Annotated in this window: 19 protein-coding genes; 12 read left to right on the top strand and 7 right to left on the bottom strand. The window is 63.7% G+C overall.

Annotation, left to right across the window (positions count from 1 at the left end; genetic code table 11):
- Positions 1-55: 55 nt before the first annotated feature.
- A complete protein-coding gene (locus tag FMA36_RS05540) occupies positions 56-766 on the bottom strand; it encodes a response regulator transcription factor (protein ID WP_061275238.1) in 711 nt (236 codons plus the stop codon).
- A gap of 244 nt (positions 767-1,010) precedes the next feature.
- Here FMA36_RS05540 and FMA36_RS05535 point away from each other — a divergent pair, with 244 nt between their 5' ends.
- From FMA36_RS05535 to metK, 5 genes are all read left to right on the top strand, one after another.
- Entirely contained in the window at positions 1,011-1,613 is a 603-nt protein-coding gene (locus FMA36_RS05535; RefSeq protein ID WP_159261421.1) for a nucleotide exchange factor GrpE, read from the top strand.
- 185 nt (positions 1,614-1,798) lie between these two features.
- Positions 1,799-3,706: a molecular chaperone DnaK gene (gene dnaK / locus FMA36_RS05530; protein ID WP_159261420.1), complete on the top strand. Its 1,908-nt coding sequence runs from the start codon at positions 1,799-1,801 to the stop codon at positions 3,704-3,706.
- Between the two features lie 189 nt (positions 3,707-3,895).
- The gene (gene dnaJ, locus FMA36_RS05525) at positions 3,896-5,023 is read left to right on the top strand and encodes a molecular chaperone DnaJ (RefSeq protein WP_159261419.1); all 1,128 of its coding nucleotides are present in this window, start codon (positions 3,896-3,898) and stop codon (positions 5,021-5,023) included.
- A gap of 176 nt (positions 5,024-5,199) precedes the next feature.
- Positions 5,200-5,988: a 4-hydroxy-tetrahydrodipicolinate reductase gene (gene dapB, locus FMA36_RS05520; RefSeq protein ID WP_159261418.1), complete on the top strand. Its 789-nt coding sequence runs from the start codon at positions 5,200-5,202 to the stop codon at positions 5,986-5,988.
- Between the two features lie 265 nt (positions 5,989-6,253).
- A complete protein-coding gene (metK, locus tag FMA36_RS05515; protein ID WP_130730815.1) occupies positions 6,254-7,441 on the top strand; it encodes a methionine adenosyltransferase in 1,188 nt (395 codons plus the stop codon).
- Here metK and FMA36_RS05510 read toward each other — a convergent pair.
- Entirely contained in the window at positions 7,431-7,571 is a 141-nt protein-coding gene (locus tag FMA36_RS05510; protein ID WP_159261417.1) for a hypothetical protein, read from the bottom strand. The genes metK and FMA36_RS05510 overlap by 11 nt on opposite strands.
- Before the next feature lie 39 nt (positions 7,572-7,610).
- Here FMA36_RS05510 and trmB point away from each other — a divergent pair, with 39 nt between their 5' ends.
- Complete coding sequence (gene trmB, locus FMA36_RS05505) at positions 7,611-8,315, top strand: tRNA (guanine(46)-N(7))-methyltransferase TrmB (protein ID WP_159261416.1); 705 nt, start codon at positions 7,611-7,613, stop codon at positions 8,313-8,315.
- On the opposite strand, the gene FMA36_RS05500 is transcribed toward trmB, so the two are convergent.
- Positions 8,316-9,257 (bottom strand): SDR family oxidoreductase, encoded by a 942-nt coding sequence (locus FMA36_RS05500; protein ID WP_159261415.1) that lies wholly within the window; start codon positions 9,255-9,257, stop codon positions 8,316-8,318.
- Positions 9,254-9,922 (bottom strand): DedA family protein, encoded by a 669-nt coding sequence (locus FMA36_RS05495; RefSeq protein WP_240906486.1) that lies wholly within the window; start codon positions 9,920-9,922, stop codon positions 9,254-9,256. Before FMA36_RS05495 ends, FMA36_RS05500 begins: the two co-directional genes overlap by 4 nt.
- 96 nt (positions 9,923-10,018) lie before the next feature.
- Here FMA36_RS05495 and FMA36_RS05490 point away from each other — a divergent pair, with 96 nt between their 5' ends.
- Positions 10,019-11,998: a S9 family peptidase gene (locus FMA36_RS05490; RefSeq protein WP_159261414.1), complete on the top strand. Its 1,980-nt coding sequence runs from the start codon at positions 10,019-10,021 to the stop codon at positions 11,996-11,998.
- A 46-nt stretch (positions 11,999-12,044) separates the two neighbouring features.
- On the opposite strand, the gene FMA36_RS05485 is transcribed toward FMA36_RS05490, so the two are convergent.
- The 3 genes from FMA36_RS05485 to FMA36_RS05475 all read right to left on the bottom strand — a co-directional run bounded on the left by FMA36_RS05485 (position 12,045) and on the right by FMA36_RS05475 (position 16,110).
- Positions 12,045-13,526 (bottom strand): sugar porter family MFS transporter, encoded by a 1,482-nt coding sequence (locus FMA36_RS05485; protein ID WP_159261413.1) that lies wholly within the window; start codon positions 13,524-13,526, stop codon positions 12,045-12,047.
- Positions 13,527-13,589: 63 nt separating this feature from the next.
- Positions 13,590-15,023 carry a protein adenylyltransferase SelO family protein gene (locus FMA36_RS05480; protein WP_159261412.1) on the bottom strand — a complete coding sequence of 478 codons (1,434 nt, stop codon included), beginning with the start codon at positions 15,021-15,023 and terminating at the stop codon, positions 13,590-13,592.
- Between the two features lie 25 nt (positions 15,024-15,048).
- Complete coding sequence (locus FMA36_RS05475) at positions 15,049-16,110, bottom strand: enoyl-CoA hydratase/isomerase family protein (protein WP_159261411.1); 1,062 nt, start codon at positions 16,108-16,110, stop codon at positions 15,049-15,051.
- Positions 16,111-16,235: 125 nt separating this feature from the next.
- Between FMA36_RS05475 and FMA36_RS05470 the strand changes: the two genes are divergently transcribed.
- The 5 genes from FMA36_RS05470 (at position 16,236) to FMA36_RS05455 (ending at position 19,640) form a co-directional block, all read left to right on the top strand.
- Complete coding sequence (locus tag FMA36_RS05470) at positions 16,236-16,730, top strand: flavin reductase (protein WP_130730809.1); 495 nt, start codon at positions 16,236-16,238, stop codon at positions 16,728-16,730.
- Positions 16,731-16,874: 144 nt separating this feature from the next.
- Positions 16,875-17,006: a hypothetical protein gene (locus tag FMA36_RS19685; protein ID WP_276612604.1), complete on the top strand. Its 132-nt coding sequence runs from the start codon at positions 16,875-16,877 to the stop codon at positions 17,004-17,006.
- Between the two features lie 72 nt (positions 17,007-17,078).
- Entirely contained in the window at positions 17,079-17,567 is a 489-nt protein-coding gene (locus tag FMA36_RS05465; protein WP_159263649.1) for a transcriptional repressor, read from the top strand.
- A gap of 64 nt (positions 17,568-17,631) precedes the next feature.
- Entirely contained in the window at positions 17,632-18,180 is a 549-nt protein-coding gene (locus FMA36_RS05460; RefSeq protein ID WP_240906485.1) for a hypothetical protein, read from the top strand.
- A gap of 44 nt (positions 18,181-18,224) precedes the next feature.
- On the top strand, positions 18,225-19,640 hold the full coding sequence (locus FMA36_RS05455) for a sugar porter family MFS transporter (protein ID WP_159261410.1): 1,416 nt from the start codon (positions 18,225-18,227) through the stop codon (positions 19,638-19,640).
- Positions 19,641-19,718 lie beyond the last annotated feature (78 nt).

The raw sequence follows: 19,718 nt of genomic DNA, 5'->3' as shown, positions 1-19,718 counted from the left end.
CGCAGCGGGCGGGGAAGCGGTAGCGCGGACAGAAGGAGACGGGACACCGGCGTGGTCATTCTTCCTTGTAGCGGTAGCCGATGCCGTACAGCGTCTCGATCTGGTTGAACTCGTCATCCACCTGCCGGAACTTCTTGCGCACGCGCTTGATGTGGCTGTCGATGGTGCGGTCATCCACGTAGATGTTCTCGCCATAGGCTGCATCGATCAGCTGGTCACGCGACTTGACCAGCCCGGGCCGGGCGGCAAGCGCCTTGACGAGCAGGAACTCGGTGACCGTAAGCTGGATGTCGCGCCCGTGCCACAGGCACTGGTGGCGGGTTTCATCAAGCGACAGGCCGCCGCGCACCATGGTGCCGGTGGGGCTGATGCCCGCCGCCTCGCTGCGGCTGACCTCGTTGCGGCGCAGCAGCGCGCGGATGCGCTCGAGCAGCAGACGCTGCGAGAATGGCTTGGTGATGTAATCATCCGCCCCCAGGCGCAGGCCCATGAGCTGGTCCACTTCCTCATCCTTGGATGACAGGAAGATCACCGGCAACTGCGAGCGCGCGCGCAGGCGCTGGAGCAGTTCCATCCCATCCATGCGCGGCATCTTGATATCGAGCACCGCCAGGTCGGCCGGGCGCGATGACAGACCATGCAGCGCACTCTCCCCATCGGTATAGGTGCGGACGATGAAGCCCTCCGCCTCCAGTGTCATCTGCACGGAGGTCAGGATGTTCCTGTCATCGTCAACCAGCACGATCGTCTGTTTCGTTGGCTCCATGGGGGCTCTCTTTTTGCTCCTTCGCCGATCCGGGCATGACCGCCAGCATCTTGCCTGGCAGGCGCGTGCAGCATAGCGTCATAACCGCCCGCATGTCATGAGGGGATGCGGGTGCCGGGATCCATTGGAATGCTAACGTCATTCCGGCTGCTCCGTTCACGGCAGGGATGTTGCGCAAAATCGGTATGCCTGCCGGGAGCGCAATGCCTTGTCCATCGGTCAGTCGTTACCTACTTGTAAGAGCATGAGCGAGAACACAGACCCCACCCCCTTTGCCGACGCCCCCCATGGCGACGGCACGCCCTCCGACGCCCATGAAGCGCCCGCCCATGAAGCGGCAGCGCCCGAGGCGGAGGCCGGACCCGATCCGCGCATAGCCGAGCTTGAAGCCGAAGTCTCGGCCATGCGCGACAAGTGGATGCGCGCGGAAGCCGACATGCAGAACCTGCGCACCCGCACCAAGCGCGAAGTGGAAGACGCCCGGCAGTACGCCGTGCAGAAATTCGCCAAGGACGTGGTCGAGGCCGCCGAGAACCTCAAGCGCGCGCTGGCCAGCCTGCCCAAGCCGGCCGAGGGCGAGGACAAACTGCTGACCAGCATGCGCGAAGGCATCGAGAGCACCGAGCGTTCGTTCATGGGCATTCTCGAGCGCAATGGCATCAAGGCGGAAGATGCGAAGGGCAAGCCCTTTGACGCCAACCTGCATCAGGCCATGAGCCAGCAGCACAGCGACGAACATCCCGCCGATACCGTGATGGAGGCCTGGACCCCGGCCTGGACCCTGCACGGGCGGCTGCTCAAGCCGGCCATGGTGGTCGTGTCAAAAGGGCCGGCGCAGGCAGGGTGAAAACCCGCCCGTGCATGGCTGGATCCTCTTGAAAGCGACGCATGGGCTGCCTACATCGGGTAATGATGACGACGTGCGGGTGGATGTGAAAAAAGACAGTCCGCACCACGCGCCGGAATACTGAAAAAGAAGGGTCTGTCCCGATGCTTCGGGTCCGGACAGGCCGCTGAAAAGGAGAAGATTTTATGAGCAAGGTTATCGGTATCGACCTTGGTACGACCAATTCCTGCGTTGCCGTGCGTGAAGGCGACGAGACGCGGGTTATCGAGAACAGCGAAGGCGCACGCACGACCCCGTCGATGGTCGCCTTTACCGACAACGGTGAGATGCTCGTAGGCCAGGCCGCCAAGCGCCAGGCGGTCACCAACCCCGCCAACACGCTGTATGCCGTCAAGCGCCTGATCGGCCGCCGTTATGACGACCCGACCGTTGCGAAGGACAAGGGCCTTGTTCCCTACGAGATCGTCAAGGGCGACAACGGCGATGCATGGGTCGAGGCGCAGGGCAAGAAATACGCGCCCGCGCAGATCTCCGCCTTCATTCTGGGCAAGATGAAGGAAACCGCCGAGTCCTATCTTGGCGAGCCGGTCAAGCAGGCCGTCATTACCGTTCCGGCCTACTTCAACGATGCCCAGCGCCAGGCCACGAAGGATGCGGGCCGCATCGCGGGTCTTGAAGTGCTGCGCATCATCAACGAGCCGACCGCTGCTGCCCTGGCCTATGGCCTGCAGAAGAAGGACGGCGGCACCATTGCGGTCTATGACCTTGGCGGCGGCACGTTCGACGTGTCCATCCTCGAGATCTCCGATGGCGTGATCGAGGTGAAGTCCACCAACGGCGACACCTTCCTCGGTGGTGAAGACTTCGATGCCCGCATCATCAGCTTCCTGGCCGACGAGTTCAAGCGCGAGCAGGGCATCGACCTGCGTCAGGACAAGCTGGCCCTGCAGCGCCTGAAGGAAGCGGCGGAAAAGGCGAAGATCGAGCTTTCCTCCTCCAAGGAAACCGAGATCAACCTGCCGTTCATCACCGCTGATGCGTCTGGCCCCAAGCATCTCGTGGTCAAGCTGAGCCGTGCGAAGCTCGAAAGCCTGGTCGATGACCTGATCCAGCGCACGCTCGAGCCCTGCCGCGCGGCGATGAAGGATGCGTCCGTCTCGTCGGGTGAGATCAACGAAGTCATCCTTGTGGGCGGCATGACCCGCATGCCCAAGGTGATCGAGGCCGTTAAGGAGTTCTTCGGCAAGGAACCCGCCCGCAACGTGAACCCCGACGAAGTGGTCGCCATCGGCGCCGCCGTGCAGGGTGCGGTGCTGCAGGGTGACGTGAAGGACGTGCTGCTGCTCGACGTGACCCCGCTGTCGCTGGGCATCGAGACGCGTGGTGGCATCTTCACCCGCCTGATCGACCGCAACACGACCATCCCGACCAAGAAGAGCCAGACCTTCTCGACCGCGGAAGACAACCAGACGGCCGTGACCATCAAGGTCTATCAGGGCGAGCGTGAAATTGCGGCTGACAACAAGCTGCTTGGCAACTTCGACCTGACCGGCATCGCGCCTGCTCCGAGCGGCGTGCCGCAGATCGAGGTGACGTTCGACATCGACGCCAACGGCATCGTGTCCGTCTCGGCCAAGGACAAGGCGACCGGCAAGGAACAGCAGATCAAGATCCAGGCTTCTGGTGGTCTGTCCGAGTCCGACATCGACAAGATGGTGAAGGACGCCGAAGCCAACGCCGAGGCTGACAAGGCCAAGAAGGAGCAGATCGAGATCCGCAACCAGGCCGAAGGCATGACCCATCAGGTCGAGAAGTCCCTGGCTGAAGGTGGCGACAAGATCCCGGCTGCTGAAAAGGCCGAGGCGGAAGCCGCGATCGCCGCCGTGCGCAAGGCGCTCGAAGGCACCGACTCCGAGGCCCTGAAGACCGCGACCGATCACCTGACGCAGGTTGCCATGAAGGTTGGCGAGGCCATCCACAAGGCAGGCCAGGCCGAGGGTGCCGCAGGGGCCGCCGCCGGTGGGGCAGCACCGAAGGACGAAAAGGTTGTCGACGCCGATTTCGAGGACGTGGACGAACCCAAGAAGTCCTGATTGCCGCAAGGCGTCATACAGGCTCCGGAAAGTGGGGTGCAGACCTGCGGGTCTGCGCCCCCTTCCACCAGGGTGGCGCCCGTGCTTCTTTGAAGACGGGCGCTTTTCATATGCAGCCCAACAACTACAGCTGGAACGCGAGGATCGTGCCGCGACAAGCCGGGCGACCGCGTTTGCTAGAGGACCAACATGGCCACCAAGATAGATTATTACGCAGCCCTTGAAGTTTCGCGCGATGCCAATGGCGACGAGATCAAGCGGGCGTATCGCAAGCTGGCCATGAAATACCATCCCGACCGCAATCCGGGAGATGCGGAAGCGGAAAACAAGTTCAAGGAAATCAGCGAAGCCTACGACGTGCTGAAGGATGACCAGAAGCGCGCCGCCTATGACCGCTTTGGCCATGCCGCGTTCGAGGGTGGTGGCCCGGGGCCGGGTGGCTTCGACTTCGGTGGCGGCGGGCTTGGCGATATCTTCGAGCAGATGTTTGGCGACATGATGGGCGGCAGGCGCGGTGGCCGCCGCTCGGGCGCTGATATCCAGGTGCAGGTCAGCATCACCTTCGCCGAGGCCTTTGCCGGGGTGAAGAAAGAAATCACCATCCCCACCCGCGTCACCTGCAAAAGCTGTGATGGCACCGGCTCGGCCGACAAGGACCAGCCGCCCGAAACCTGCCCCTCATGCCACGGCGCGGGCAAGGTGCGCGCGCAGCAGGGCTTTTTCGCCATTGAGCGCCCCTGCCCCACCTGCCACGGCACCGGCCGCCTGATCCGCAACCCGTGCAAGGAATGCCATGGCGCGGGCACGGTGGAAAAGAACCGTACCATCGAGGTGGCGATCCCCGCGGGCGTTGAGGATGGCACGCGCATCCGCATTACCGGCGAGGGCGAGGCCGGCGGCAAGGGCGTGCCCGCAGGCGATCTGTACGTGCATGTGTCGGTGGAGGCGCACGCCATTTTCCAGCGGGATGGCGCTAACATCTATTGCCGCGTGCCGGTGCGCATGGGGCAGGCCGCCCTTGGCACCGAGATCGAGGTGCCGGTGGTCGATGGCTCGCGCGCCAAGGTCAAGATCCCGGCAGGCACCCAGACGGGCGAGCACTTCCGCCTGCGCGGCAAGGGTTTCTCGGTACTGCGCTCTTCCGCGCGGGGTGACATGTATATTCAGGTCGTGGTCGAGACCCCGCGCCACCTGAGCAAGCGCCAGCGGGAACTGCTTGAGGAGTTTGAAACCGACGCGGCGGGTCACGCCAAGGGCAGCCCGGAGAGCACAGGCTTCTTCAGCAAGGTGAAGGACTTTTTTGAAGGCAAGCTGTAAGCGTCTGCTCTCACTCCATGGCGTGCAGATGGTTGAAATTGCTGATGGGTCAGGTGTAGGGTCGAACCACTATTCATGGTGAATCCCCCCAACCTGCACCATGGATAGAGTTCAGGCGGCGCGATCCCCCGGTCGCGCCGCCATTTGCATATCTGGGTACTGGTGGAGAAGACAGCATGAACGCGCAGCCCTTGCGGATCGGGATTACGGGCCTCAATGGCCGTGTCGGTCGCCTTCTGGCGCAGGAAGTGCCAGCGGCGGGGGCCGTGCTGGCCGGTGGCACGACGCGCGATGGCCGCCCTGTTGACGGGATTGACTGCCCCGTTCATGCCGATATCGCCGCCCTTGCGGCGCAGTGCGATGTGGTGATCGACTTCACCCATGCCAGCACGGTGGTGGCGCACGCTCAGGCCCTGGCTGCAGCAGGCACGGCCTGGGTGCTGGGCACGACCGGCCTGTCCGTGGCCGACCAGCAGGCGGTCGATCAGGCCGCGACCCGCATTGCCGTGGTGCAGGCAGCCAATTTCTCGCCCGGTGTCACGCTGGTCACGCGCCTTGCGCGGCAGATGAGCGCCGTGCTGCCCGGCAGCGAGTATGATGCCGAGATACTGGAAATGCATCACCGCCAGAAGGTGGATGCCCCTTCTGGCACGGCGCTGGCCATGGGTCGCGCGGTGGCGCAGGGGCGGGGCATAAGGCTGGAAGACCATATTGAAAGCGGGCGCGATGGCCATACCGGCCCGCGTGCCGATGGGGCGATCGGCTTCGCGGCCCTGCGTGGCGGGCAGATCGTGGGCGAGCATTCGGTCATTTTCACCTCCAGCCATGAACAGATCAGCCTGACTCACCGCTCGTTTGACCGCAGGGTGTACGCCACGGGCGCGGTGCGCGCGGCGCACTGGCTGCGCGGGCATGGGGCTGGCCTTTATGATATGGAAGATGTGCTGGGTCTGCCACGCAATTGATATCAAAATATTGATAATAAAAGATAAAATTTTTTTGGTGCCGCCTTTTTTCAAAAAGGCGGCGTGTTTCGAAGCTTTTTGAAAAAAGCTTCACCAAAAACTTTCTCACGACAGTGCCCTGACCATCCGCGCGCCGCAGGCCGTGCGGGAGGGAGGTATTCAGGGAAATGGCTTGACGCTTGGGTGGGTTTCGGTCAAACGCATGCGATCGTACGCCCGGTTTCGCAGGCGTTATTCTACTCCATACGAGGCAGACAGGACCATCATGCGCAATAAAGGCGATTTTCTGTTTACATCGGAATCAGTATCCGAAGGGCATCCCGACAAGGTCGCTGACCGGATCAGTGATACCGTTCTCGATGCATTCCTGACAGCAGACGGTGAATCCCGCGTTGCGTGTGAAACGATGGTCACCACCAACCGCATCATCCTTGCCGGTGAAGTGCGTGGTCCGTCTTCCGTAACGCCTGACCTGCTGATTCAGGGCGCGCGCGATGCGGTGAAGGATATCGGCTACGACCAGGCCGGCTTCTCATGGCGCAATGCCGAGGTGGAATACTACCTGCATGCCCAGTCCGCCGATATCGCCGTAGGCGTTGACAGCGCGGGCGAGAAGGACGAAGGCGCAGGCGATCAGGGCATCATGTTCGGTTTCGCCACGCGCGAGACCGAAAGCCTCATGCCCGCGCCGCTGTTCTACGCGCATGACATCCTTCACCGCGTGCGCGACCTGCGCAAGGCGGGTGACCCGCGTGCAGCAGCCCTTCAGCCCGATGCCAAGAGCCAGGTCACGCTGCGCTATGTCGATGGCAAGCCCGTGGGTGCGACCTCGGTCGTGATCTCGACCCAGCATGTGGAAGGCGCCAGCCAGGCCACCATCCGCGAGGAACTCGGCAGCATCGTGCGCGATGTGCTGCCCGAGGGCTGGATGCCGCCGGAAGATGAATTCTACGTTAACCCGACCGGGGTGTTCGTGATCGGTGGCCCCGATGGCGATTGCGGCCTGACCGGGCGCAAGATCATTGTCGACACCTATGGTGGCGCAGCCCCGCATGGTGGTGGCGCGTTCTCGGGCAAGGACCCCACGAAGGTGGACCGCTCGGCAGCCTATGCCTGCCGCTACCTGGCCAAGAACGTCGTGGCCGCAGGCCTTGCCGATCGCTGCACGCTGCAGATCTCCTACGCCATTGGCGTGTCGCACCCGCTCTCGGTCTATGTGGACCTTGATGGCACGGGCAAGGACATCGATGAGGCTAAGCTCGGCCGCGTCCTGCGCGAGGTCATGGACCTCAGCCCGCGCGGCATCCGCAAGCATCTGCGCCTCAACCGCCCCATCTACACCCAGACCTCCGCCTACGGCCATTTCGGCCGCACGCCGGATGCCGCGAAGGACGACTTCACCTGGGAGCAGACCGATCTGGTCGACGCCCTGCGTGGTGCGTTCAACCGCTAAAAAACAATAAAAGTTTTTGGGTGCGGCCTTTTTTCGAAAAAGCTTCACCAAAAACTTCTGTATCAAGGGGGCTTGCCATGGCTGCTTGCAAAAGCGGGTCGTGGCGGCCCCCGATGCATTTTTCAATCATGCCGTGTACCACGGCAGCAGGAGCAGGATTTTCGGATAGATGACGGCCTCCGTGGATGTAAAGGCATCGCCAGACCGACTTTACGGGCGCCAGCGCGGCCATCCGCTGCGCCCGCGCCAGCAGCGCCTGCTCGACCAGACGCTGCCGCGCCTGCGCTTTCCCGAGGCCGCCATTGCTGACCCCGCCACAGGTTTTGGCCATAAGCCCGCGCAGATATGGCTTGAGGTAGGGTTTGGCGGGGGCGAGCATTCGCTGGCCCAGCACGCAGCCCACCCCGATGTGGGCTATATTGCCTGTGAGGTGTTCGAGAACGGCCTGTGTTCCCTGCTCTCGCGCGTGGTGCCTGATGGCGGCGAGGAAACCGCCCCCGTGCCCGACATGCTGCGGGTATGGGATGAGGATGCACGTATCCTGCTGCGTGGCCTGCCGGACCAGTCGATCGACCGCCTGTTCCTCATGTTCCCCGATCCGTGGCCCAAGTCGCGCCATGCCAAGCGCCGTTTCGTGCACCCCGAGACGGTGAAGATGGCGGCTCGCATCCTGCGCCCCGGCGCCGTGTGGCGCGTGGCCAGCGATGACCCGACCTATCAGGCCTGGGTGGAGGAAGTGATGGGTGCGCAGGATCTGTTCGATACCGCACCCCCCGCCACCGTGCGGCCTGAAGGCTGGCCTCCCACCCGCTATGAGGCCAAGGCGCTGAAGGCAGGCCGCCAGCCGATGTACTGGAGCTTCACCCGCCGCTGATTACGACAGCGACGTGCCGGTCAGCCGTTCCGCCGCCTGCCACAGCCGCCGTGCAATGGTCAGGTCGCGGGCGGCAGGCGGCACGAAGGCTTCGGTCACCGGCCCCCGGCGCTCGCCCCAGCCGCCGGGGCCGTAATAACCGCCATCACGCGCCTCGGGCGCCATGGCGGCGAATTCGATGGGCAGCGCCCCTTCCACTGCCGACTGCCCCATGAGGCGGAACGCCCACACCGCGCCAAAGCGGGTCATGCGCTCATGCAGGCCCTGCTCGTTATTGAGGCGGCTTGTGGCAATATCGGTCATGGACCAGCCGGGATGGGCTGCGATGGAATGAAGGTTCCAGCCATGCGTGCGGGCCTGCCGGTCAAGTTCCAGCGCCAGAATAAGGTCGGCCAGTTTGCTCTGGCGGTAGGCGCGGAACGGCGCGTAACGGCGGCGGGCCTGCAAATCATCAAACACGATCTGGCCGGTCAGCGCCGCAAGGCTTGCCACCGTCACCACCCGGCCGCCGTGGCGGGGCGCGCACAGCAGCGGGCGCAGCCGCGCGGTGAGCGCGAAGGGACCAAGGAAATTGGTGCCGAACTGCAGTTCGAACCCGTCGCGCGTTTCCAACCGGTGGGGCGTGCCCATTACGCCTGCGTTATTGACCAGCACATCGAGCGCATCGGTCTCGGCGGCGAGGTTGTGGGCGAAGGTCGCGATCGATTCAAGGGAGGCGACATCAAGCAGGCGGAAGGAGGCATTGGCCCCCGGCACGTCATTTTGCAGGCGCGTGAGTGCTGCCAGCCCCTTGTCGGGGTTGCGCCCCGCCAGCATGACCCGCGCGCCACGCTTTGCCAGGCCAAGGGCGGTCTGGTAGCCCAGGCCGCCGGTCGCACCCGTGACCAGGGCCAGGCGCCCGTCCATGCGGGGGGCCTGTTTTATGGTCCAGTGTCTGCTCATGGTTCAGCCTGTTCTCCGGGTTGGTTCATTTCTTTCTCGGCGGCGGCTTCCGCCTCGGCCGTCAGCCGTGCTTCGTTGCGGCGCATGAAGATGATGACACACACCAGCACGATCCCGCCACAGATGGCGACCGTCATGCCCACCGGGCCGGACAGCCGCGTGATCCGGTTGCCCAGGTAGTAGGCCGCGTAGGCATACCCCCCCGCCCATAATATGCCCCCCATGGCGTTGAACAGGAGGAATTTGGGCCACGCCATGTGGTTGGCCCCCGCCAGCAGGGCAACAAACACCCGCAATATGGCGATAAAGCGCCCCAGGAACACGATGATGCCCCCGTGCCGGCGGAACAGGAAGCGCCCGAGTTGTAGCCGCCGTGCTGTTAGCCCGATCCGCGCGCCCTTGCGCTCGAGCAGCGGGTAGCCCAGCCATTTGCCGATCAGGTAGCCGCAGTTGTCGCCCATGATCGCGCCCATGATGGCGGCTGTCGCCACCCATCTGATATCCAGCCTGTGGGTGGTGGCGCAGTAAAGTGCTGCGGAAATGACCAGTGTTTCCGCCGGGAGCGGGATGCCCATGCTCTCGAGCATGACAATGACCCCGATCACGCCATAGCCGTAATGCTGGAAAAGGGATTCAAGATGGTGAAGCAGCGGACTACCTGTCACAGATAAGAAGATTATGTAGGGTACGGGCTCAGGCCGTGAAACACGGTTTGGGCAATCCCGACACCATTGTCACGCACAAATGGCAGGAGCAGAAGCATGACCCAGTCCGGCACCAGCGGCAAGACGGACATCGATACAAGCCCTTATGGCACATGGCCCTCACCCGTCAGCGCGGCGCTGGTGGCGGGGCAAACGGTGTCGCTGTCCGATGTGCGGGTCGATGGGCGGGATATTTACTGGATCGAAGGCCGCCCGGCCGAAGGCGGCCGGCGGGTGCTGGTGCGCGCCCGTGCAGGCGTGGTGGCGGACGTGACCCCTGCCCCGTTTGATGTCGGCACCCGCGTGCATGAATATGGCGGCGGGGCCTATGCCGTGTGTCAGGGTCGCATTGCGCTGAGCAACCGGCGCGATGGCAGCGTGTGGCTGATGGAAGGCGGGCAGTCGCGCTGCCTCTGTGCAGGCGCCGGGCTGCGCTTTGCCGACCTGACCTTCAGCGCCGATGGGCGCTTCCTGTTCTGCGTGCGTGAGGATCATGGCGTGGAAGAGGGCGAACCCGCTGCCGCCATCGTGGTGTTCGACTGCATGGCGGTGGTGGATGACCCCACCTTCAATGGTGGCACGCCGCTGGTGATGGGGCCGGATTTCCTGTCCTCGCCCCGTCCGTCGCCCGATGGGCGGTACCTGGCCTGGATCGAGTGGGATCACCCCGCCATGCCGTGGGATGCCACCCGCCTGCGTGTTGCTACCCTGCTGCAGGAAGGCAGCGACCCCCCGCGCCTTGCTGCACCCTGGACGCTGGCGGGCGAAGGCGAGCAGGCGGAATCCGTCATTGAACCATGCTGGGATGCGGCAGGCCGCCTGCTGGCCCTGTCGGATCGTAGCGGGTGGTGGAACCTCTACCGCTTCGACACCACATCCTCCGCCCCGGTGGCGCTGGCCCCCATGCAGGCCGAAATTGGTCAGCCGCACTGGATCTTTGGCCTGCGCAGCTACGCGCTGCTGGCCGATGGCACGATCCTTGCCATGATCATCAGCGGCGGCGAAGCCCGCATGGCCTGCCTGCGTGATGGTGTGGCGACACCCGTGGCTCTTGGCCACCCCTCTGGCTGTCCGGTGCCGGTGGAAGGCGGCGGCTTTGCCTGGCTCGACGTGCCGCCGGACAATGCGGCGGCGGTGGTGACAGGCGACGCAGGCCAGCCGCCCCATGTGCTGCGCCGGGCAACCGACCTGCCCCTCGGGCCAGCCGATATCGCCCTGCCGCGCGCCATCACCTTTCCCCTGCCCACGGGCGATGGTATGGGCCAGGCCTTTTTCTATGCGCCTGCCAGCAGCCGCCATGCCGGGCCTGCGGGTGAAAAGCCGCCGCTGGTGGTCATGGCCCATGGCGGCCCGACCGGGCGGGCGAGTGCCGCCTTCTCGTTCAAGGTGCAGTGGTGGACCAGCCGGGGCTTTGCGGTGGTAGATGTCAATTATGGCGGCTCGACCGGCTTTGGCCGCGCCTACCGCCAGCGGCTGGAGGGCCAGTGGGGCGTGGTGGATGTGGATGACTGCATCGCCGCCTGCCATTATCTGGCCGGGCAAAAGCTGGTGGACCCCACCCGTATTGTCATACGCGGCAGCAGTGCCGGGGGGCTGACGGTGCTGCTGGCGCTGGCGCGTTCCGACCTGTTCGCCGCAGGCACCAGCCTGTATGGCGTGACCGACCTGCGGGCGCTGGCAACCGATACTCACAAATTCGAGTCACGCTATCTTGATACGCTGGTTGGCCCCTACCCTGCCGATGAAGCGACCTATCTGGCTCGTTCCCCCATTACGCAGGTGGCGCATATCAAGGCGCCGGTGCTGTTTTTGCAGGGGCTGGATGACAAGGTGGTGCCGCCCTCGCAGGCGCGCTCCATGGTCGCGGCCCTGCGCGGGCAGGGCGTGCCCTGTGCCTTGTATGAATTTGCAGGCGAAGGCCATGGCTTCCGGCAGGAGGCGACCATACGGCAGGCCTGGGAACTGGAACTGGCCTTCTACCAGCAGGTGCTGCGCCTGCCCGTGACTCCTGCCCTGCCGGTTGACCTGAAAGCGTAAAGCAGAATGCCGCCTTTTTTTGAAAAAAGGCGGCACCTGGTAACTTTTATTCTTCCTCTTCCACAATCGCGGTGTTGCCGCGCGTGGGGCGGAAGCGGCCTTCGCGCAGGGCCTCCTCGATATCCTCAAGCGAGGCACCGCGCGTCTCCGGCACCATGAAATACACGAACAGCACCGAAAGCAGGTTCACTCCGGCATAGAACCACATGGTGCCACCCAGCGTGATCTTGGTGACCAGCGTAAGCGCCGTGCTGGTGACCAGCAGGTCGCTGCCCCACAGCATGGCGGAATGCAGGCTGGTGGCGTTGCCGCGCATGGAAAGCGGGAACATCTCGGCACCGAGCAGCCAGCCCACCACCTGAATGCCACCGGCATTGAACACCATGAACAGCAGCATGAACACGATGATCAGCCAGCTGCCCATGCTGCCCGGCTGCGGATGAGCGAGGAACATGATGCCCAGCCCGATCAGGCTCAGCACGCTGCCCGGCCCCATGACCAGCACAAGGCGGCGGCGGCCGATGCGGTCGACAATGTTCGAACCCAGTACGGTCATGACCAGATAGATGATGGAAATACCGATGCTGGCCATCAGCGCCGATGAGCTGCCAAACCCTGCATCCGACAGGAAGGTCGGCGCGTAGTAAATCATCATCTCCAGCCCGCCTGCCTGCGTGAAGAAAGCAACGCCAAGGGCCGCTACCAGTGCAGGGCGCACCCAGGGCTGGCGGATGCCGCGCCAGCCGATGTCGCGCGGATCGGTCTCCTCATTGGCATTGGCGTGGATGCGACGCATCTCGCGGCGGATCTCACGCTCGGAGGTGCGGATGCGCTGGAGCTGCTCAAGGGCGGAATCCAGGCTTTCATGCTCCGCCGCCCAGCGCGGGCTCTTGGGCAGGAAGAACATGGAGATGAACACGCCCGCCGCCGGAATGGCCGCAATGGCCACCATCGGCCGCCAGCCCCAGGCATCACGCGCGGCAAAGCCGATGATGTTGGCGGCAAAGATGCCGATGCCGATGGCAATGTTGAACATGGTGACCATGTGGCCGCGCTTGTGCGCGGGGGCGAGTTCCGAAATGTACATCGGCACCACCTGCGTGGAACCACCCACCGCCAGCCCGAGGAACACGCGCGCCACGATCAGCGTATACACATCGGGCGAGAAGGCGCAGGCCAGCGCGCCGAGCACGAACACCGCCGTTACGATCATGACCGATTTGCGCCGGCCATAATGCTCCGACAGCCAGCCGGTGAGCAGCGAGCCCAGCACCGCGCCTGCCAGAATGGCGGAGGCCACCATCTCCTGCAGGAAGCTGCTGAGGTGGAAATCACGCGTAATGAGCAAAAGCGCGCCTGATACGATGCCGGTATCGTAACCATAGAGGCCGCCACAGATTGCGGCCACGATGGCTGCGAGCCACAGGGTCTTGCGCGCGTTGGGTGAAATCTCGATCTGCGACAGATCGGGTAATGGTTCGGTGGGTTGTTGCTGTGTGTTCTGGGCTGGGGGGGACTGGGTGTTCATGCGGGTGCCTTTTCCTTCCTTATTGTTATAATTCATCCGTATCGGCCCGGTTCCCCCGTGGGGTCAGCCTGCCCCTTTGTGGGGCACGGTGTCGAGGGCGGCCTTCATGCGGGCAATGTGCCCCATGGTAGCGTGCAGGCCGCTCCAGTCATCGGCCGTGGCGATGGGCTGCCACAGGGCTTCCACGGTTTCGACCGGCATCAGGCACGGCACCCCGTCACTGAAATAGGGGTGCGACAGGTCGCGGCCTGCCATGGGCTCATGTTGCATGAGCGCGTCGAGCACGGGGCGGAAACTATCCTGTGCATAGAAGGATGCACGTGACCCCGATACAGCCCGTTTCTGGCTCTTGGGGCCACCATACCAGTCAAAAAACGGAAATTCAAACCCAATCTGGCTTTCTTCCATGAATGAGAACAGACATTCACGTAGATGTTGCGATGATTTTCTTGAAATTTCATTGACACCAAGCCGGTTTAATACAGAAATATCAAGGAATCTTTCATATCGATCCCAGAAGTCATCAAAAATACTTTGAATTTTCTCAAGTGACGAAATCGCGATCAGGCACTCGCCCAGCCGGGCCACATTCCACATCATCGCCTCGGGCTGGCGGCCATAGGCATACAGGCCCGAATGGTCGAAATAGGCGGCGGTGAAACGGGGATCGAAACTGGGCAGGAACCGCCACGGGCCGTAATCGAAGCTCTCGCCGGTCAGATTAATGTTATCGGTATTGAGCACCCCGTGCACGAAGCCCGCCGTCATCCACTGCGCCGTCATCTCGGCCATACGGGTGGTGGCGGCATCGTACAGCGCTGCCGCCGGGTCGGCCTCATTGGCCAGATGGGGGTAGTAGGTCTCGAGCACATAGGCCACGAGGTGCTTCAGGCTGGCCTGGTCATCATTCGCCACGAGGCGCTGGAACGTGCCGATGCGGATGTGCGAATGGCTTAGCCGCGCCAGCACGCATGAGCGCGTGGGCGAGGGTTCATCACCCCGGTGCAGGGCCTCGCCGGTTTCGATCACGCTCAGTGTGCGCGAGGTGCGCACGCCCATTGCATCAAGCCGCTCGCTGGCCAGGATCTCACGCACGCCGCCCTTGAGCGTCAGCCGCCCGTCCCCCCCGCGTGACCACGGCGTGGTGCCGCTACCCTTGGTGCCGATATCGAGCAGGCGACCATCCACGCTGTCCATGAGCTGCGCGAAAAGGAAGCCCCGCCCGTCGCCAAGGTCGGGGTTGTACGACCGGAACTGATGGCCGTGATAACGCAGCGCTAATGGCTGGGGCAGCGAGCCGGGCAGGGGGTCGAAATGACCGAAATGGCGGATCCACTCCGCATCCGTCAGCCCGTCAAGGCCAATGCGGGGCGAGGCATCGTGATTGCGGTAGCGCAGGATATGGGCGGGGAAGGTGGCGGCCTGGACCACGTCATAGAATTCATCGCCGAGGCGGCTGTGATGGGTGGCGGGGGCATAGCTGGTGGAGAAGGGCATTTTCATATACTTTACGGGTGATAATTTATTGTTCCTGATCCGCATCGGGCACAGGCAGGTCGAGGGAAAAGGATGCATGGTTTTTCAGGCAGAAGGCAATTTCCCGCCCGGGCACCTCGGCCAGCGTGGCGGGTGACCAGCGCGGCGCGTTGTCCTTGTCGATCAGGCGCGCGCGCACGCCCTCGGCAAAATCGGGGCGGCGGAGCAACTGGCTGATAAGCTGGAATTCCTGCTCCAGCACATGGTCAAGATCAGGCAGGGCGCGCGCTGCATGATAGGCGGCAAACGTAATGCACAGCGAGAACGGGCAGGCCCCCCGCATGGCCGCAAGATCAGCCTGCGCCCATGGGGCCGGATGGGCGTGGAGCCGCGCCATGACCGTTGCCACGTCCGGCGCGTCATAGACCGGGGCGATGGTGGCGGTGTCCGGGCCGCCATCAAGGGCAGGGCAGGGCGGCAGGCTGTCCATCACCTGCCCCGCGGGCAGATGGGTGAGCGCCTGCCTTATGCTTTCAAGCTGGCCGGAGGGGGCCTGCCGGTCGGCAAAGCCTGCGGCAAGGGCCATGGTGGCGTTCATGCGCCCGCCGGTCAGGCCAAGGCGCAGCCCGCTCAGCCCCGGCGCGCGCGAGAGCAGGTAGGACCCGCCTGCATCCGGCGTAAGCGCAATGGCGTTTTCAGGCATGGCTATGCAGGCGCGCTCTGTCACGATGCGGTGGCGCACATGCCCGCCAAGCCCCACGCCGCCACCCATGCAGATCCCGTCCAGAAACGAGACAACCGGCTTGGGGTAGCCTGCCAGCATCGAGGCCAGCCGGTAGCTGTGGCGGAAGGGTTCTGCCGCCGCCGCTACCCCGTGCTCGCGCAGCAGGGCACGGATGGCGCGGATATCGCCGCCCGCGCAGAAGGCGCGGGGGCTGGTGCTGTCGAGCAGCACGGTTTCAATCCGTGAATCATGGCGCCACGCATGCAGGGTGGCGGCAAGGTGGTTGATCATGTCCAGGTTCAGGGCATTGAGCGCCTCGGGGCGGGCGAGCGTGATGCGGCCGAGCGCGCCCTGCATGGTGGTCTGGATGGGTTCGGGGGGCACGGGTTGCGTCCTTTCATGTGGTTTTGCGGTATTCAACGAGGGTAGAATGCGCTACCTCCGCTGCTGTCCGGCGTCACGGCTGCGTGCGGACCACAGGCATGCACAGTTACCGAGGCAGAAGAACCATGGGGATTGACGCCCTCACCTTTCGCAACGCCATGGCCCGCCTTGGCGCGGCCGTAAATGTTGTTACGACGGGAACACTTGATGACCCGGCGGGTTTTACCGCGTCTGCCGTGTGTTCGGTCACCGATACGCCCCCTACTGTTCTGGTCTGCCTCAACCGCAACTCCCGTGTGCGTGACCGCTTCCGGGTGGATGCGGCCATGTGCATCAACGTGCTCGCTGCCGACCAGCAGGATATATCGGGCGTGTTCGCAAGCCCGCTCGAGCAGGCCGAGCGCTTCCGTTCCGGCCATTGGGATACGCTGACCACGGGTGCTCCCGTGCTGAACGAGGCGGTGCTGTCGCTTGACTGCCGCATTGAGCGGATTGTGGAGGTGGGCACCCACAGCGTCATGTTCGGCGCGGTGGAAAGCCTGCGCAATTCCAGCCCCCGTGGCGGGCTGGTCTACTTCAACCGCAGCTACCATATGTTGCCTCACGCGCCGGGCGAATAGCACGACCTTGGAGAGAAAAGTTTCCCGGTGCCGCCTTTTTCCCAACGAGCTTCACCAAAAACTTTTACACTTCTCCATATTAAGAAAAAATCCAGCCTTTTGCCGCATGCACAGCACAGCAATGCGACAGGAGGAGCACACGACATGACACAGACCCCGCGCGCCCGCGCCCCGCAGGTTCCTGTCTTGACGCTGCGCGGGCTGATCTGGATACATGCTGGACTTGCCCTTTTCGTGGCCCTGATGGCCATGTGGGCGGACCACCTGCCGGACTGACCGCCTGCCGGGGCACAGGGCACGGTGGTTGGTAAACCCCGGCAACCGCACAGGAGCACAGCAGTGGCCCGCATGACACAGACGGCCGGAACCAGCCTGCCCGCGGGGATCGAGTCCCTGCTTGAGCAGGCTGCCAGCCTGTGCGCCGCGCGCGCGGTAAGGCTGACGGACATGCGCCGCCTGGTGCTCGGGCTGGTGCTGGCCGCCGACCGGCCGCTGGGCGCCTATGAACTGCTTGAGCAGATCCGTGCCAGCCGGGGCAAGCCGGTGGCACCGCCCACGGTGTACCGGGCGCTGGATTTTCTGATGGAGCAGGGGCTGATCCACAAGATCGAGCGGCTTTCGGCTTTTGTGGGGTGCAGGCACATGCTGGAATCGGGGCATGGCTGCCACGGGCATGTCCATGCGGCGCAGTTCCTGATCTGTAGCGCGTGCGGGCGTGTGACCGAACTCGATGATCCCCATATCCTCAAGGCACTCCTTGAGGTGACGAAGGCGCGGGGCTTTACGATGCGGCAGACCACCATTGAGGCTGAAGGCCTGTGCGCCGCGTGTGGCTGAGGGTGGTTGAACGGAGCAGGCGCGACCCTGAAGGGGCGTGAGCCGGTATTGATGGGGCGGATGCATGGGGCAGGGGCGCAAAGGCAGGATGGCAGGGCTGCCGCTCATACCCGCAGCCCCCCGGCACCCGCGCCGCAGGCGGCCCGTGGCGTCCCCCGCAGCGCCCCCGCCGCCCATGGCCGAGGCACAGCAACCCGACCTGTTTGCAGCCGCCACGACGGACCGCCCGCATGCGCTGACCTATCTTGATATTGCAGGGCTGGGGCTGGCCGTGGTGCCCGTCCGCACCCTGCGCCCGGATGACGGGCCGGATGGCTATCTTTACCACATCATCACTGCTGCCGGGATGGACATGCTGCGCGCGCGTGGCACGCTTCTGTTTTCGCCCCGCGCGCCCCTGGCGCTGACAGAACGCCCCGGCGTGCTTCCATGGCTTGCAAACATGATGGAAGTCATGGAATCGGATTGTGAAGCAGGGCATAGAGCAGATAGCCCTGTTGTTTTTAGGGTAAAACGATTTGTCATTGACAGGCTGCTGGACCATGATCCCGACCGGACGCGCGAATATGGTGTATCGTTCTTTCTCCTGACCGGTCTCGCGCGGCAGGAATAATGTGATCACCGGCAACAATAAGAATATCAAAGGACCGGATTTTAATGGAAAATCAGACCGCGCCCCCCGCATTTGATTCGGCACGGATGCGTACCCTCATCATCGGCTGCCTTGCTGCGCTGGCAGGCCTCATGGCCGGGCTTGATATCGGGGTCATATCCGGTGCGCTCGACCTGCTTGCCGCCACCTTCCACGCCACTACCTTCCAGCAGGAATGGATTGTCAGCGCCATGATGGGGGGTGCTGCGGTCGGTTCGCTGTGCGGGGGCTGGATGTCGCACCAGATCGGGCGCAAGCATGCGCTGCTGGTGGGGGCGGCCGTGTTTGTGGCGGGCTCGCTGGCCTGTGCGCTGGCCTGGTCGATTCCGTCCATGATTGCAGGCCGTCTCATCATGGGGCTTGCCATCGGGGTGGCGGCCTTCACGGCGCCGCTCTACCTGTCCGAGATTGCAAGCGAGCAGGCGCGTGGCGCCATGATCTCGACCTATCAGCTCATGATCACGGCGGGCATTTTCATCGCCTTCCTCAGCAACACCATGTTCAGCTATTCGGGCAACTGGCGCGGCATGTTCGCCGTGGCGGCCGTGCCGGGCGTGCTGTTCCTGATTGGCGTGCTGTTCCTGCCCTACAGCCCGCGCTGGCTCATGATGCGTGGCCGCCGCAAGGAAGCGCTGGAAGTGCTGGAAGACCTGCGTAACGACAAAAGCGTGGCCATGCAGGAGATCCAGAACATCAGCCGCCAGCTCCAGCAGAAGCAGCGCGGCTGGAGCCTGCTGCGCAACAACCGCAATTTCCGCCGCTCCATTTTCCTGGGCATGGCGCTGCAGGTCATGCAGCAGCTCGCAGGGGTGAATGTGGTGATGTACTACGCCCCCAAGATCTTCGCGCTTGCAGGCTATGTCGGCCCTGCGCAGCTATGGTGCACGGCCATGGTGGGGCTGGTGAACATGCTGGCCACCTTCATTGCCATTGGTCTTGTCGACCGCTGGGGCCGCAAGCCTATACTCTATACCGGCTTCCTGATCATGGCGGTGGGCATGGGCAGCCTTGGTTTCATGCTTAACCGCCCGCATCTGGACCAGTCGGAGCAGATCATCGCGGTGTTCATGCTGCTGATCTATATTTCCGGCTTCGCCATGTCGGCGGGTCCGCTGATCTGGGTGCTGTGCTCGGAGGTGCAGCCGCTGCAGGGGCGTGACCTTGGCATTTCCATCTCCACGCTCACCAACTGGATCGCCAACATGATCGTGGGCGCAAGCTTCCTGTCGCTGCTGCAGTGGATGGGCAACGGCCCCACCTTCTGGCTGTTTGCAGGCTTCAACCTGTTCTTCGTGCTGGTCACGTGGCGCTTCATTCCCGAGACGCGGGACATGTCGCTTGAAAAGATCGAGCAGCGCCTGATGGCAGGCCTGCCGCTGCGCGAGATCGGCCGGGGCGCACCGCTGCCTGAGGAAAAGTAGGCTGGGATAAAAGTAAAAGTTTTCGGGTGCCGCCTTTTTTCAAAAAGGCGGCGTTCCTTCTGAAGCTTTTTGGGAAAA

The organism is Komagataeibacter xylinus, from assembly GCF_009834365.1.
GTDB classification, from domain to species: Bacteria; Pseudomonadota; Alphaproteobacteria; order Acetobacterales; family Acetobacteraceae; genus Komagataeibacter; species Komagataeibacter xylinus_D.
The sequence above is the reverse complement of the archived record's forward strand: the minus strand, read 5'-3'. Positions and strand labels throughout refer to the sequence as shown.